This is a genomic window from Gordonia sp. G4, from assembly GCF_057770005.1.
The window spans coordinates 3,150,412-3,164,133 of the sequence record NZ_CM173442.1 but is presented as its reverse complement, the minus strand read 5'-3'; the positions used below and the strand labels follow the sequence as shown (position 1 = coordinate 3,164,133).

At 68.7% G+C, this 13,722-nt stretch carries 12 protein-coding genes; 8 read left to right on the top strand and 4 right to left on the bottom strand.

All coding sequences use genetic code 11. The features are described from left to right. Positions 1–137 precede the first annotated feature (137 nt). From AC3B5T_RS14110 to AC3B5T_RS14085, 6 genes are all read left to right on the top strand, one after another. Positions 138–1,682 carry an ABC-F family ATP-binding cassette domain-containing protein gene (locus tag AC3B5T_RS14110; RefSeq protein ID WP_488357593.1) on the top strand — a complete coding sequence of 515 codons (1,545 nt, stop codon included), beginning with the start codon at positions 138–140 and terminating at the stop codon, positions 1,680–1,682. Positions 1,683–1,783: 101 nt separating this feature from the next. Beyond that, entirely contained in the window at positions 1,784–2,572 is a 789-nt protein-coding gene (locus AC3B5T_RS14105; RefSeq protein ID WP_488357592.1) for an alpha/beta fold hydrolase, read from the top strand. Between the two features lie 130 nt (positions 2,573–2,702). Next, a complete protein-coding gene (locus tag AC3B5T_RS14100; protein WP_488357591.1) occupies positions 2,703–3,818 on the top strand; it encodes an MBL fold metallo-hydrolase in 1,116 nt (371 codons plus the stop codon). A gap of 33 nt (positions 3,819–3,851) precedes the next feature. Then, positions 3,852–4,613, top strand: a complete 762-nt coding sequence (locus AC3B5T_RS14095) for a crotonase/enoyl-CoA hydratase family protein (RefSeq protein WP_488357590.1) — start codon at positions 3,852–3,854, stop codon at positions 4,611–4,613. Between the two features lie 30 nt (positions 4,614–4,643). Next, the gene (locus tag AC3B5T_RS14090) at positions 4,644–5,546 is read left to right on the top strand and encodes a LysR family transcriptional regulator (RefSeq protein WP_488357589.1); all 903 of its coding nucleotides are present in this window, start codon (positions 4,644–4,646) and stop codon (positions 5,544–5,546) included. An 8-nt stretch (positions 5,547–5,554) separates the two neighbouring features. Then, a complete protein-coding gene (locus AC3B5T_RS14085; protein ID WP_488358773.1) occupies positions 5,555–6,427 on the top strand; it encodes a LysR family transcriptional regulator in 873 nt (290 codons plus the stop codon). A 59-nt stretch (positions 6,428–6,486) separates the two neighbouring features. Here the strand turns inward: AC3B5T_RS14085 and AC3B5T_RS14080 are convergent, their stop codons facing one another. Then, entirely contained in the window at positions 6,487–7,710 is a 1,224-nt protein-coding gene (locus AC3B5T_RS14080; protein ID WP_488357587.1) for an acetyl-CoA C-acetyltransferase, read from the bottom strand. 54 nt (positions 7,711–7,764) lie between these two features. After that, positions 7,765–8,523, bottom strand: a complete 759-nt coding sequence (gene fabG / locus AC3B5T_RS14075) for a 3-oxoacyl-ACP reductase FabG (RefSeq protein ID WP_488357586.1) — start codon at positions 8,521–8,523, stop codon at positions 7,765–7,767. 212 nt (positions 8,524–8,735) lie between these two features. On the opposite strand from fabG, the gene AC3B5T_RS14070 reads away from it, so the two are divergent. Beyond that, positions 8,736–9,920, top strand: a complete 1,185-nt coding sequence (locus AC3B5T_RS14070) for an acyl-CoA dehydrogenase family protein (RefSeq protein WP_488357585.1) — start codon at positions 8,736–8,738, stop codon at positions 9,918–9,920. Positions 9,921–9,937: 17 nt separating this feature from the next. Here AC3B5T_RS14070 and AC3B5T_RS14065 read toward each other — a convergent pair whose 3' ends face one another. Together AC3B5T_RS14065 and AC3B5T_RS14060 are read right to left on the bottom strand one after the other, a co-directional pair. Then, positions 9,938–10,702 carry an SDR family NAD(P)-dependent oxidoreductase gene (locus AC3B5T_RS14065; RefSeq protein WP_488357583.1) on the bottom strand — a complete coding sequence of 255 codons (765 nt, stop codon included), beginning with the start codon at positions 10,700–10,702 and terminating at the stop codon, positions 9,938–9,940. Between the two features lie 321 nt (positions 10,703–11,023). After that, positions 11,024–12,157 (bottom strand): thiolase family protein, encoded by a 1,134-nt coding sequence (locus AC3B5T_RS14060; protein WP_010844267.1) that lies wholly within the window; start codon positions 12,155–12,157, stop codon positions 11,024–11,026. Between the two features lie 315 nt (positions 12,158–12,472). Between AC3B5T_RS14060 and AC3B5T_RS14055 the strand changes: the two genes are divergently transcribed. Beyond that, on the top strand, positions 12,473–13,669 hold the full coding sequence (locus tag AC3B5T_RS14055) for an acyl-CoA dehydrogenase family protein (RefSeq protein ID WP_488357582.1): 1,197 nt from the start codon (positions 12,473–12,475) through the stop codon (positions 13,667–13,669). Positions 13,670–13,722 lie beyond the last annotated feature (53 nt).

The window sequence follows — 13,722 nt, the reverse complement described above, 5'->3', positions numbered from 1 at the left end:
ACGGTGGTCACCACTTGCACGCGGACTCGAGGAGTGATCCACCCGATGAAGAACTGAAGTGGCCCCGGCCGCCGGCAACCTGCCGGTGGACCTCACCGACGACTCGTCGGTGTTCCCGACCCACTTCAGGAGCGCTCATGCCGTCTTCCATCGTGCTGTCCGACGTCTCGTTCGCCTGGCCCGACGGGACCGTCGTCTTCGATCACCTCGACCTCACTCTCGGCGCCGAGACGTATGCCCTGATCGGCGCGAACGGCGCGGGCAAATCGACGCTCCTCGGCCTCATCGCGGGCCGGCTGCGTCCGGCATCCGGCAGCATCACCGTCGCGGGCGATGCGTCGACAACCGAGGTCGGTGTGGTCGTGCAGGACCCGCAGTCCGACCCGTCCACCACCGTGGCCCGGGCGCTCGGCATCCACGAGATCCGTTGTGCGATCGAACGAATCGAGAACGGGTCGGTCGATCCGCAGGACTTCGACGCCGTCGGGGACGACTGGGGTGTCGAGGAGCGCGCGATCGGTCTCCTCGAGCAGATGGGCCTGCCACGCGACCTCGACCGCGCGGTCGGCGCCATGTCCGGCGGTGAGGCCACCCTGCTGGCGATCGTCGCCGCGCTCATCGCCAACCCGGCGATCCTGCTTCTCGACGAGCCGACCAACAACCTGGACACCGACTCCCGCGCAAGGCTTTTCGACGCCATCGACTCGTTCACGGGCACGGTCGTCGTGGTGAGTCACGACCTCGAACTCCTCGAGCGGGTCGACGCGACAATCGAGCTCTATCGCGGTCGCGTGCGGCTGTTCGGCGGCCCGTACTCGCAGTACCGTGCGATCGTCGACGCCGAGCAGGAAGCCGCCGAGGCCGCCGTCGCCACCGCGGCCGGCGACCTGCGCAAGCAGCGCAGGGAGATGTCCGAGGCCCTGATCAAACTCGACCGGCGGGCCCGGACAGGTGCCACCGCGGAGCGGGAGAAGCGGGTGCCGAAGATCGTCGCGCACAATCGCCGGAGCGAGGCCCAGGTGTCGGCGGGCAAACTGCGCAACGCCCATCGCGACGACGTGGCCTCCGCGGCAACACGTCTCGACGAGGCCCGCGAGGACATCCGGGCCGATCGCACCGCGCGGATCGTCATACCGACGCCGGAGGTTGCCCCTCGTGCCCAGATCATCGTCGACGACCGTCTGCGCGTCGACGGACCCGAGCGGGTGGCGCTCGTCGGGCCCAACGGTTCCGGGAAATCCACGCTGATCGCGGACGTGATCGCCCGCGAATCCGTGGTCGTGCCCTATGCGTTCGTGCCCCAGCAGATCACCTTCGCCGACCCGACCGTCTCGATCGCCGAACACCTGGCGCGGACCCACCCGGACATCTCCACCCAGGAGGTCCGGGCGCACCTCGCGCGCTTCCTGTTCCGGGGCGCCCGCGCCGATCGCGCGCTCGCCGAACTGTCCGGCGGCGAGCGCCTGCGTGTCGCCCTGGCCGACGCCCTGCTCGGCGACCCGACACCGAAACTCCTGATTTTGGACGAACCGACCAACAATCTCGATCTCGACACGGTCACGCAGCTCGTCGACGCTCTCGAGGCATGGTCCGGCGCGCTGCTGGTGGTCTCCCACGACGCCGGGTTCCTCGACCGGATCGGAATCGAGCGGCGTGTCTCCCCGACGGGCGCGGATGACTAAGCTCCCGCGGCCGAACCCGCCGTCGACGTCCAGGAAGACCGCTGACGAACACTCGGTGACACGGCCCGCGCCGTGACCACGGTGCCCGCATACTGCGTGCGATGCCTCCGTCAGCCCTTGCCGCGACCGATCCGCCGGTGGACGAACCCACCCCCGTCGTCCTCGTCCACGGGATACGGGTGAGTGGAGCGACACTGCACCGGGTGGCTGCCGCGGTGGCGGCGACGGCCCCTGCGGGCAGGGATGTCGCCACCCCCGATCTCCCCGGCCATGGACGGCGTCGGGCGGAGAGGTTCACGATGGACGGTGCCGTCGACGCCGTCGTCGCCGAGATCGAGCGGTTCGGCCGGCCGGCGGTCGTGGCCGGCATGTCGATGGGCGGTTATGTGGCGATGGCGGCCGCGAGTCGCCATCCACATCACGTCGCGGCGCTGGTGCCCATGTGCGCGACCGCGCAACCCAGTCGGATCCTCGCGGCACCGTTCGAGACATTCGGGGCGGTGACATCGCTCCTGCCACGCCAGGCGGCGGTCATCAGCCAGGCGCTCACCCGCCTGGCCGTCGGCAGGCAGGTGTCCGAGGACATGGAGATCGGCGGGTTGTCGCTCGGGTCCATCGCCGACGTGGTGGCCGAGCTCAAGCACTTCGACGCGCTCGGCGAGGTCGGTCGTTATGCGGGCCGCACGGTCTTCGTCAACGGGCGTCAGGATCAGTTCCGGGTCCACGAGCGACGATTCGTCGAAGCCGCGGCGGACGCGACCCTCACCATCGTCCCGCGCGCGAGTCATCTCTTCCCACTCATCCAGCCCGAACTCGCGGGACGCCTCGTGGGCGAGGTGGCGGCGGGCTGCGACCATGCCGGTGCGCTCGGGCACGAACTCGACTCATAGGTCCTACCTCAGGGTGTCTGAGCCGCACCCAGTTTGAGCCTCGAAGTCGTCTCGTGATCGGATGACACAGATCACTGCAACACTCGTCGCGGTGCCCTCGCGCGAACGACGCACCCGAGGAGGAGGCTGGATGGTCCCGATTGAGGTCACCGGTGTGCTGCAGAAACAGGCCTGGGCCGACAAGGTGCTGCCGCCGGTCGAGGAGGTCCGGCCGCGACTGTGGTCGATCCCGGTGCCCATGGGTCCCAATCCGCTGCGCTACATCCTCGTCTACGCCCTCGGACTGCCCGGCGGCGGCCTCGCGCTCATCGACGCCGGCTGGCCGTCGGACGAGTCGTGGGATGTCCTCGTCGCAGGCATCCGCTCCACCGGACACGACATCACCGACGTCCGTTCCATCGGTGTGACCCATCTCCATCCCGACCACTTCGGGCTCGTGCCACGTCTCCTCGAGCACGTCGACGCCGAGCTGTGGATGCATCGCGACGACGCGCGCTACCTTCGCCACCATTCCGACGACGAGGTGGAGACCCAGCTCCGGCAGGCGCGGTCCGAACTCCGGATGCTCGGCGCACCGACCGAGGTCGCCGACGAAGGGTTCATCGGTTTCATCCGCATGCCCGACGGCCGGACCGTCGACCGCGAGCTGACCGGCGACGCCCCCCTCGACATCCCCGGCTGGGATCTCCGAGCCATCTGGACGCCCGGCCACACCGCGGGACATCTCTGCTTCGCCGACGACACCGCCGGTGTCATCTTCACCGGCGACCACCTGTTGCCGCGGATCAGTCCGAACATCTCGACCAACCCCATGCAGACCGACAATCCCCTCGCCGATTACCTGATCTCGCTGGCCAACACGGAGAAGATGCGCGACCACGAGGCGCTGCCGTCCCACGAGTACCGGTTCCGAGGTCTCGGCGACCGGGTGACCGGCCTGCTCGAGCACCACGAGGACCGGCTCGCCGAGATCACCGCGACCGTCGCCCGTCATCCGGAGAGCTCGGCCTGGGAGATCACCCGGTCGGTGACCTGGTCACGCCCGTTCGAGGAGCTGTCGCTCACCCTCAGCCGACTCGCGCTGCGGGAGACGCACGCCCACCTGATCGTCCTGCAGGAGCGCGGCATCCTCGACGCTCGCGTACCCGCCGACGACCCGGCCGCATCGGACCCGATCCGCTGGTTCCTCGCCGATGGCGCCACACCGCCTGCGCCACAATCGGTTTCCACTTCCGAAGGCACCTGACGTCCCCTCCGTCCACCAACTCCAGGAGATCCCATGAGTGCAGTGCTCACCGAGTTCGCCGACGGCGTCGCCGTCATCACGATCAACCGTCCCGAAGCGAAGAACGCCGTGAATCTCGAGGTCTCCGAGGGCATCGCCGCCGCGATCGACGAACTCGAGTCGCGCGACGACCTCACCATCGGGATCCTCACCGGCGCCGGTGGCACGTTCTGCGCCGGAATGGACCTCAAGGCCTTCGCCCGCGGCGACCAGGTGTCGCTGAAGGGCCGCGGGTTCGGCGGCCTCACCGAGGCGCCACCGAGCAAGCCCCTCATCGCCGCGGTCGAGGGCTGGGCGCTGGCCGGGGGATGCGAACTCGCGCTGTCGGCAGACCTCGTCGTCGCGGCGAGCAATTCCAAGTTCGGCATCCCCGAGGTCAAGCGCGGACTCGCCGCCGCGGCCGGCGGACTGCTCCGCCTGCCCAAGATCCTGCCGTACCAGGTCGCGATGGAGCTCGCGCTGACCGGCGACCCGCTCACCGCCGAACGCGCCCATCAGTTCGGACTGGTCAACCGCGTCACCGAGCCCGGCGAGGCACTCGCCGGCGCACGCGAACTGGCCGCCGTCATCGCGGCCAACGGCCCGCTCGCCGTCCGTGCCACCAAACAGGTCACCTCGATGGCCATCCGCTACACCGATCCCGAACTGATCAAGAAGCAGTGGGATCATCTCGGCCCGGTGTTCGCCTCCGACGACGCGAGAGAGGGTGCCGTCGCCTTCGCGGAGAAGCGGGCGCCGCGATGGACCGGCAGATGACCCGCCGCCGGATTCACTAAAGTGACCGGGGTGGACCTGCACCTCGTGACCTACTTCGTCGCCGTGGTCGACCACGGCGGCATCACGAAGGCCGCCCAGTCCCTCTACATCTCACAGCCGTCGCTGTCCCAGGCCATCCGCACGCTCGAGAAGCGCCTCGGCGTCACGTTGTTCGACCGCACCGGGCGCCGCCTCGAACTCACCGAGGCCGGACGCAAACTCGACGTCGCCGCCCGCCGCATCCTGGCCGACGTCGACCGCGCCAAGGCCAAGGTCGACGCGGTTCGCGAGCTGCGAGCCGGCCGCGTCGACGTCGTGACCTACGCGGCGTTCAGCGTGGACCCGGTGGTCAACGTCGTGCGTCTGTTCCGGGAACGCTTCCCGCACTTGTCGGTACGGGTCGTCTCCGCGGACAGCCCTGCAGGAGTGCTGTCGGCGCTGCGATCCGGCGAGGCCGAGGTCGGGATCATGGACTCGACCGCCGAGCACGCGACTTTCACCGCCATCCCGATGGCCGAGCAGGAACTGGTCGTCGCGGCGCCGGCGCCGCTCGCCGACGGACTGCCGGATCCGATACCGCACTCGGCGGTGCGCTCACTACCCCTCGTCATCGATCACAGCGACCCGATCACGGCGGGGCTCCTCGACGGGCTCCTCGACGAGGACGGAAGGAACGTGGCGGTCGACTGCCAGCTGCCTTCCGCGGTGTGGAGTCTGGTCAAGAAGGGAACGGGGGCAACGGTTCTCCCCCGCACCGTGGCCGAACGGCAGCTCGGGGGACTGCGGCGACTCGCGCTCGACCCGCCGCTGACGCGGGCGTGGGGACTCGTGCTGCGATCCGGGCTCCCCTCGCCGGCCGCGCTCGCCTTCATCTCCGCGGCGAAGGTCCACTGCGGGATCGCTCCGGATCCCGCCGAACCACGGGACTGGTGACTTCCACCATGGAATTGCGGCAGGTCGAGTACTTCCTGGCGGTGGTGGAGAACAAGGGCATCGGCGGTGCGGCCTCGGCTCTCGGCGTCGCTCAACCCACTGTGTCCCAAGCACTCCGGGCGCTCGAACGCGAACTCGGGGTGCAACTGTTCCACCGCATCGGCCGCGGGATGGTGCTCTCGGCGGCCGGGCGGACGATGGTCGGTCCCGCACGTCAGATCGTGCGCGACATGGATGCCGTCGACGACCTGCTCGCGGCGTCGGAGGACGAACTCACCGGTCATCTCGACATCCTCGCCTTCGCCGCCACCGCCGCCGGACCCGTCGTCGACCTCGTCACCCGGTTCCGTGCCGCGTATCCACGAGTGTCGGTGCGGCTGGGTGAGTTACGCGACGAGACCAGGGCCGCGTCGGCGATCGAGGACGGTCACTGCGAGTTCGCCGTCGCTCACCTGCCGATCGCCGGTGACGACCTCGAGGTGATCGTGATGGGTGAACACGAACACGTCCTGGTCTACCCGCCGGGCACCGAGGTACCCGAGGGCCCGATCCCGTTGAACAACCTGCCGCCGATCCCGATGGTCTTCGTGCCGCGCGGCTACTCGGTGGCCGACGAGTTCGAGGAGGCCATCCGTGTCGGCGGCGTCCGGCCGCCGCTCGCCGTGCTGTCGGAGATCCGCGAGGAACGGCTCCCCATGGTGGAGTCCGGCATCGGCGGCACGCTCCTCGAGCGGTCCGTCGCGGAGTCGGCGGACTCCCCGGTCGTCATCCGCGAGATCGAACCGAATGTCGTGCGTCCCTTCGCGATCGCCTTTCACCCGCTGTCCCTGTCGGCCGTCGGCCAGGCTTTCGTCGACCTCGTGCGCGAATCGGTGGGATGACCGACTGGAACACCGGACCCCACCGGAGCGACTCGGGTGGGGTCCGGTGAGTCTTGGGGTCAGCCGACGCGTTCGAAGACCGCCGCGAGTCCCTGACCACCGCCGATGCACATCGTCTCCAGACCGTATCGCGCCCCGCGCCGGTGCAGCTCGCGCGCCAGCGAGGCCAGCATGCGGCCGCCGGTGGCCCCGACCGGATGTCCCAGTGAGATTCCCGAGCCATGGACGTTGGTGCGATCGAAATCGCCGCCGGCGCCGAACCGGCCGAAACCCCACTCGCGGGTGACGGCGAGCGCCTGCGCGGCGAAGGCCTCGTTGAGTTCGATGACGTCGATGTCGGCGAGCGTCAGTCCGGCCTTCGCGAGGGCCTTCTCGGTCGCGGGCACCGGCCCGATCCCCATGGTGCGCGGCGGTACCCCGGCCAGACCCCAGGACACGAGCTTGACCAGCGGGCGCAGACCCAGCTTCTCGGCGACCTCGGGCGTGGTCACGATCGCCATCGACGCGGCGTCGTTCTGGCCGCTGGCGTTGCCCGCCGTCACCGTCGCATCCGGGTCCGTCTTGCCCATGATCGGCTTGAGCTTCGACAACGATTCCACCGAGACATCGGGGCGCGGATGCTCGTCGGTGTCGATGACCTGGTCGCGTCCTCGCGAGGGAACGGTGACCGGGATGATCTCCTCGGCCAGGACGCCGTCCTTCTGAGCGCGGACCGCTCGTTCGTGCGATGCCACAGCCAGCTCGTCCTGCTCTTCCCGGGAGATCTCATACTCCTCGCGCAGGTTCTCGGCCGTCTCGATCATGCCGCCGGGCACCGGGTAGTTCTTTCCGCCGGCGGTCGAGCGGGCGCGAACCAGACTGTCGTGCATGGCGATCCCGGTTCGTGCACCACCCCACCGCATGTCCACCGAGTAGAACGACGCATTGCTCATCGATTCGGCACCACCGGCGACCACCACGTCGTTGTCGCCCGACGACACCTGGTACGCGGCCTGGATGACGGCCTGCAGTCCCGAGCCGCAACGACGGTCGATGTGCATGCCGCCCACCGTGATCGGCAACCCCGCGTCGAGGGCGATCACTCGTCCCAGGGCGGGCGCCTCGCTGTTGCCGTTGCAGTGACCGAGGATGACGTCCTCGACCTTCCCCGGGTCGAGTCCGGTGCGATCGAGCATCCCCGTCAACGCGGCGACCCCGAGATCGACAGCGGTGAGATTCTTGAACATCCCGCCGTAGCGGCCGATCGGGGTCCGTACCGGTTCGCAGATGACGACGTCGCGCATTGGGGGTGACCTTTCGGGTTCGATGGTGCGAAGTTGTCTGGGTGAGAGCGACTCTCACATGAAGCGGCCGCCGGTCACCTCGAGGACGGTGCCCGTCATGTACGACGACATGTCCGACGCCAGGAACAACGCGACGCTCGCGACCTCAGCGACCTCACCGGCGCGTCGCATCGGGATCTCCGCCATCTTCTGATCCCATGCCTTCTGTGGCATGGCCTCGGTCATCGCCGACCGGATCAGACCGGGCTGTATCGCGTTGACCCGTACGCCGTGATGGGCCATCTCCTTGGCCGCGGCCTTGGTGAGGCCGACGATGCCCGCCTTGGCCGCCGAGTAGTTCGTCTGCCCGACCATGCCGACCTTGCCCGACAGCGATGAGATGTTCACGATCGCACCGCGCTTGGCCTCGCGCATGATGGCCGCCGCCTTACGCGTGCCGTTCCAGGTGCCTTTGAGATGCACCGAGATGACCTGGTCGAAATCCTCCTCGGTCATCGTGCGCATCGTGGCGTCCCGGGTGATCCCCGCGTTGTTCACCACGACGTCGAGAGACCCGAAGACCTCGACCGCCGTCGCCAGCAGTGCGTCGACCTCGGCCGCGTCGACGACGTCACACCGCACCGCCCGGGCCACCTCGCTACCGCCGAGTTCGTCCGCGGCAGCCTGCGCGGCGTCGAGGCCGAGATCGCCGAGGACGACTCGAGCGCCGGCCTCGACGAACGATCTGGCGATCTCGAAACCGATGCCCTGCGCGCCACCGGTCACGACGGCGGTACGTCCTTCGAGCAGCGGCTGCGCGGTGGTGCGTGACATGTGTCGTGTCGTCCTTCCGGGGTCCCACCGCCCCGCGGGGTCGGTGGAGAGCGAACGGCGAACAGCGACAGGGCGCCGCGCCGGCGGGTGGGTGAACTCAATCTATCGAGATCGTCCCCCGTCGAACCCCTCCACGCTCATACGCAGCGGCTATCGGATCGATCCCGGTTTCGTATTGGACGGCCGAGGTGCGAACGCGCAAGAGTGGGCGCATGACCGGTGTGATGCAACCAGCCTCGACCTCCCAGGTGGGACCCGAGGATTTCGCCGACATTCTCGCCGCGACGCGTGAGTTCGTCCGCGAGGTGGTGGTCCCGCGTGAGCAGGAGATCCTCGACACGGACGCGATCCCGGACGGCATCCGCCAGACGGCCAAGGACATGGGTCTTTTCGGCTACGCCATCCCGCAGGAATGGGGCGGTCTGGGCCTCGACCTGACCCAGGACGTCGAACTCGCGCTGGAACTGGGATACACCTCCCTGGCGCTGCGGTCGATGTTCGGCACCAACAACGGCATCGCCGGCCAGGTACTCGTGCACTTCGGCACCGATGAGCAGAAGACCGCGTGGCTGGAGAAGATCGCGTCCGGCGAGGTGGTCGCCTCGTTCGCGCTGACCGAGCCGGGGGCCGGCTCCGACCCGGCCGGACTGCGCACGAAGGCCGTCCGCGACGGCGACGACTGGGTGATCACCGGCGAGAAACGGTTCATCACCAACGCCCCGCTGGCCGATCTGTTCGTCGTGTTCGCCCGAACCCGCCCGGCCGACGACGACGGCACCGGCATCGCGGTGTTCCTCGTCCCCGCCGACGCCGCGGGGCTCAGCGTGGGCGCCAAGGACCGCAAGATGGGCCAGGAGGGCGCCTGGACCGCCGACGTGCACTTCGACGATGTACGTGTCCCGGCGTCGGCGCTGGTCGGTGGCAGCGAGGACGTGGGCTACAAGGCCGCGATGATGAGCCTGGCGCGCGGCCGGGTTCACATCGCCGCCCTCTCGGTGGGCACCGCGCAGCGCGCCCTCGACGAGTCGGTGTCGTGGGCCGCGACGGCGACCCAGGGCGGTACCGCGATCGGCGAGTTCCAGTTGGTACAGGCCATGCTCGCCGACCAGCAGTCCGGCGTGATGGCCGGGCGAGCACTGGTCCGCGAAGCGGCCCGCGCCTGGGTCGACGACACCGACCGGCGCATCGCCCCGTCCGCCGCCAAGCTGTTCTGCACCGAGATGGTCGGCAAGGTCGCCGATCTCGCGGTCCAGATCCACGGCGGCAGCGGCTACATGCGCGACGTCCCGGTGGAGCGCATCTACCGCGAGGTGCGGTTGCTCCGCCTGTACGAGGGCACCAGCGAGATCCAGCGGCTCATCATCGGACGCAACCTGGTCAAACGGGCCCAGCGCTGATTCTCGAATCGGTCGGCTCAGCGCGGTGCCATCCGGATCGCCCCGTCGAGGCGGATGGTCTCGCCGTTGAGATAGGAGTTCTCCAGGATCGAGGCCGCGAGCTGCCCGAATTCCTCCGGCCGGCCCAGTCGTGCCGGATGGGGGATGCTCGCCTCCAGTGACGCACGCACGTCGTCGCGCAGGCGTGCCAGCAGCGGGGTGTCCATCGTGCCGGGAGCGATGGTGTTCACCCGGATGAGCTTGCCGGCCAGGTCGCGGGCCGCGACCAACGTCATCCCGACGATGCCCGCCTTCGATGCCGCATAGTTGATCTGGCCGATCTGTCCCTCGAACGCCGCAACCGACGCGGTCATGATGATGGCGCCGCGTTCGCCCTCGATCGGCTCGAGCCGCGCGATGCGTTCCGCGCCCAGCGACAGCGCATGGTACGACCCGACGAGGTTCAGCTTGACGACGAACTCGAAGTCCTCGACCGAACCCGCCCTGCCCTCCTTGTCGAGGATGCGCATGCGCCGGCCGGCTCCGGCACAGTGCACCAGTCCGCGCAGGCCACCGCGGTCGTCGGCGACATCGAGTGCGGCGGCGAACTGTTCGGGATCGGTGATGTCGGCGGCGGCGAACGAGGCCGCGGTGCCGAGCCCGTCGGCCACGGCCTGTCCGTCCGAGGTCGGCAGATCGATCAGGGTGACCAGGCCGCCGGCGTCGATGACACGTCGGGCCGTCGCGAGGCCGAGACCGGATGCGCCACCGGTGATCGCCACCGACAGTCCGTTGAGTTCCATTGTTGTTCAGTACCTTTCGTGGTGATGTTTGCTGCTCCCGGAGGAGCGAGCTTGCGAGCCCGACCTGCCCCCTGAGGAGCGAGCTTGCGAGCCCGACCCTGCCCCCTGAGGAGCGAGCTTGCGAGCCCGACCCTGCCCCCTGAGGAGCGAGCTTGCGAGCGTCACGAAGGGTCTGGCGGGTCGCCGTACGAGACCCTTCGAGGCTCGTCGCTTACGCTCCTCGCACCTCAGGGAGCAGAGGGGGCCGCCGACGCTCCCCGCACCTCAGGGAGCAGACGGGACCGCCTGCGCTCCTCGCATCTCAGGGCGGAGGCTCCGTGGTCAGATCAGTTCGAGAATGGTGGCGTTGGCCATCCCGCCGGCCTCGCACATCGACTGCAGGCCGTATCGAATCCCGTTGTCGCGCATGTGATGGACGAGCCGGGTCATGAGGATCGCGCCGGACCCGCCCAGGGGGTGGCCGACCGCGATCGCGCCGCCCAGCGGGTTGAGTCTCTCGATGTCGGCGCCGGTCTCGGCCTGCCAGGCCAGTGGCACCGGGGCAAACGCCTCGTTGATCTCGAAGGCGCCGATGTCGTCGATCGACAGCCCCGAACGCTTGAGCGCCTTCGCCGTTGCCGGGATCGGCCCGGTCAGCATGATCACCGGATCATCGGCGGCGACGACCGCGGTGTGGATTCGGGCGATCGGCGTGAGACCGTGCGACTTCGCGGTCTCGCCGGACATGATCAACAGGGCACCGGACCCGTCGGAGATCTGCGAGGAGTTGCCGGCGTGGATGACGCCGTCCTCGCTGAAGGCCGGCGCGAGCTTGGCCAACGACTCGAGGGTGCCGCCGCGCCGGATTCCCTCGTCGCCCTCGAGCACTCCCGGGATCGGGGCCAGCTGGGCGTCGAAGGCGCCGCGGTCGGCCGCCTGCGCGGCGAGGTCGTGTGATCGCAGAGAGTACTCGTCGAGGCGAGTGCGATCCAATCCCCACTTCGCGGCGACCATCTCGGCGCCGATCCCCTGGCTGAACCTGTCGACGCCGTAACGGTCGAGGACCGTGGGCGGCTGGTGCTCGCCGTTCGGCGCGGCGCTGCCCATCGGGACCCGGCTCATCGACTCGACGCCGCCGGCGATGACGACGTCCTGCTGGCCCGAGGCGACCGCCGCGGCCGCCATGCTGACCGCCTGCTGGCTCGACCCGCAGGCGCGCGTGACGGTGGTTCCGGGGACACTCTCGGGCCAGCCGGCGGCGAGCACGGCCGTTCGCGCGACGTTGCCCGCTTGCTCGGCGGTCTGGCTGACGCAGCCCCAGACGACGTCGTCGACGACAGCCGGATCGATGCCGGTCCGCTCGACGAGCGCCTCGAGTACATGGGCCGACAGGTCGGCGGGATGGATACCGGACAGGGCGCCGCGACGGCGGCCGATGGGCGCGCGGACCGCGTCGACGATCACTGCATCACGCATGAGGACTCCTCGATGTCGGGGCAAGGATGACGGTTGTGTCAGACGTGTACGACGCCGGCGGACGTGATCGCCCGTTCTCACGAGCCGACCACCGGGGCGCTTGGCAGACAAGTCGGTTCACACTCACGGTCGATGAGGCCCTGCCTATGGGAGGCGCGCGTGCCATTGGCTCGCGCTATCGCTCCCTTAGTTCAGCGCGACTACTTCAGCGCGGTCGAGGAGTGCATGCTGTGAGACGGACCTGTGTGAAGTCGCACACGCGCCCGCCCGACGGTGCGATCGCACCCCGACCGACTTCGGAGACAAGCCACCACCATGACCCGCCTCGCGCAGACCCTCGGCCTCACCGAGATCCAGACGGAGATCCTGGCCAATGTCCGCTCGTTCGTCGACAAACAGATCATCCCCACCGCGCAGGAACTCGAGCACGCCGACGAGTACCCACAGGCCATCGTCGACGGCATGGCCGAGATGGGCTTGTTCGGTCTGATGATCCCCGAGGAGTACGGCGGGCTCGGCGAATCCCTGCTGACCTATGCGCTGTGCGTCGAGGAACTGGCACGCGGCTGGATGAGTGTGTCCGGGGTGATCAACACCCATTTCATCGTGGCGTACATGATCCGGCAGCACGGGACCGACGACCAGAAGCAGCGGTTCCTCCCCCGGATGGCGACCGGCGAGGTGCGCGGCGCGTTCTCGATGTCCGAACCGGAACTGGGGTCGGACGTGGCGGCGATCAAGACGAGCGCCAAGCGCGACGGAGACGACGGATACATCATCGACGGACAGAAGATGTGGCTGACCAACGGCGGATCGTCGACTCTCGTTGCCGCGCTGGTCCGGACCGACGAGGGCAACGAGAAACCGCACAAGAACCTGACCGCCTTCCTCGTCGAAAAGCCCGCCGGTTTCGGCGAGGTGCGGCCCGGGCTGACGATCCCGCGGAAGCTGGACAAGATGGGCTACAAGGGCATCGACACCACCGAGCTGATCTTCGACGGCTATCGCGCACCCGCGTCCGACATCCTCGGCGGCGAGCCCGGCCGCGGGTTCGCGCACATGATGGACGGCGTCGAGGTCGGCCGCGTCAACGTCTCCGCCCGCGCGTGCGGGATCGCCCAGCGCGCATTCGAACTCGGCGTGAAGTATGCGCAGCAGCGATCCACCTTCGGCAAGCCCATCGCCGAACACCAGGCCATCGCGTTCTCGCTGGCCGAGATGGCGACGAAAGTCGAGGCCGCGCACCTGATGATGGTCAATGCGGCACGCCTGAAGGACTCGGGCGAGCGCAACGACGTCGCCGCCGGGATGGCCAAGTACCTGTGCAGCGAGTACTGCGCCGAGGTCACCCAGGCCAGCTTTCGAATCCACGGTGGCTACGGCTATTCGAAGGAGTTCGAGATCGAGCGGCTGATGCGCGACGCACCCTTCCTGCTGATCGGCGAGGGCACCAGCGAAATACAGAAACAGATCATCTCCAAGGGACTCCTGCGCGAATATCGCGAGAAATGACCGCCGCGAGTCGAATGTCGTCAGACCCGTCCGCCCACAACAGTTTCGAGGGA

Excerpts from the sequence above, each read along its gene's own strand:
- fabG (WP_488357586.1), bottom strand. The coding sequence starts at position 8,523 with ATGTCACGCACCACCGCGCAGCCGCTGCTCGAAGGACGTACCGCCGTC.
- AC3B5T_RS14060 (WP_010844267.1), bottom strand. The coding sequence starts at position 12,157 with ATGCGTGATGCAGTGATCGTCGACGCGGTCCGCGCGCCCATCGGCCGC.
- AC3B5T_RS14080 (WP_488357587.1), bottom strand. The coding sequence starts at position 7,710 with ATGCGCGACGTCGTCATCTGCGAACCGGTACGGACCCCGATCGGCCGC.
- AC3B5T_RS14110 (WP_488357593.1), top strand. The coding sequence starts at position 138 with ATGCCGTCTTCCATCGTGCTGTCCGACGTCTCGTTCGCCTGGCCCGAC.
- AC3B5T_RS14095 (WP_488357590.1), top strand. The coding sequence starts at position 3,852 with ATGAGTGCAGTGCTCACCGAGTTCGCCGACGGCGTCGCCGTCATCACG.
- AC3B5T_RS14055 (WP_488357582.1), top strand. The coding sequence starts at position 12,473 with ATGACCCGCCTCGCGCAGACCCTCGGCCTCACCGAGATCCAGACGGAG.
- AC3B5T_RS14085 (WP_488358773.1), top strand. The coding sequence starts at position 5,555 with ATGGAATTGCGGCAGGTCGAGTACTTCCTGGCGGTGGTGGAGAACAAG.
- AC3B5T_RS14070 (WP_488357585.1), top strand. The coding sequence starts at position 8,736 with ATGACCGGTGTGATGCAACCAGCCTCGACCTCCCAGGTGGGACCCGAG.
- AC3B5T_RS14065 (WP_488357583.1), bottom strand. The coding sequence starts at position 10,702 with ATGGAACTCAACGGACTGTCGGTGGCGATCACCGGTGGCGCATCCGGT.
- AC3B5T_RS14105 (WP_488357592.1), top strand. The coding sequence starts at position 1,784 with ATGCCTCCGTCAGCCCTTGCCGCGACCGATCCGCCGGTGGACGAACCC.
- AC3B5T_RS14100 (WP_488357591.1), top strand. The coding sequence starts at position 2,703 with ATGGTCCCGATTGAGGTCACCGGTGTGCTGCAGAAACAGGCCTGGGCC.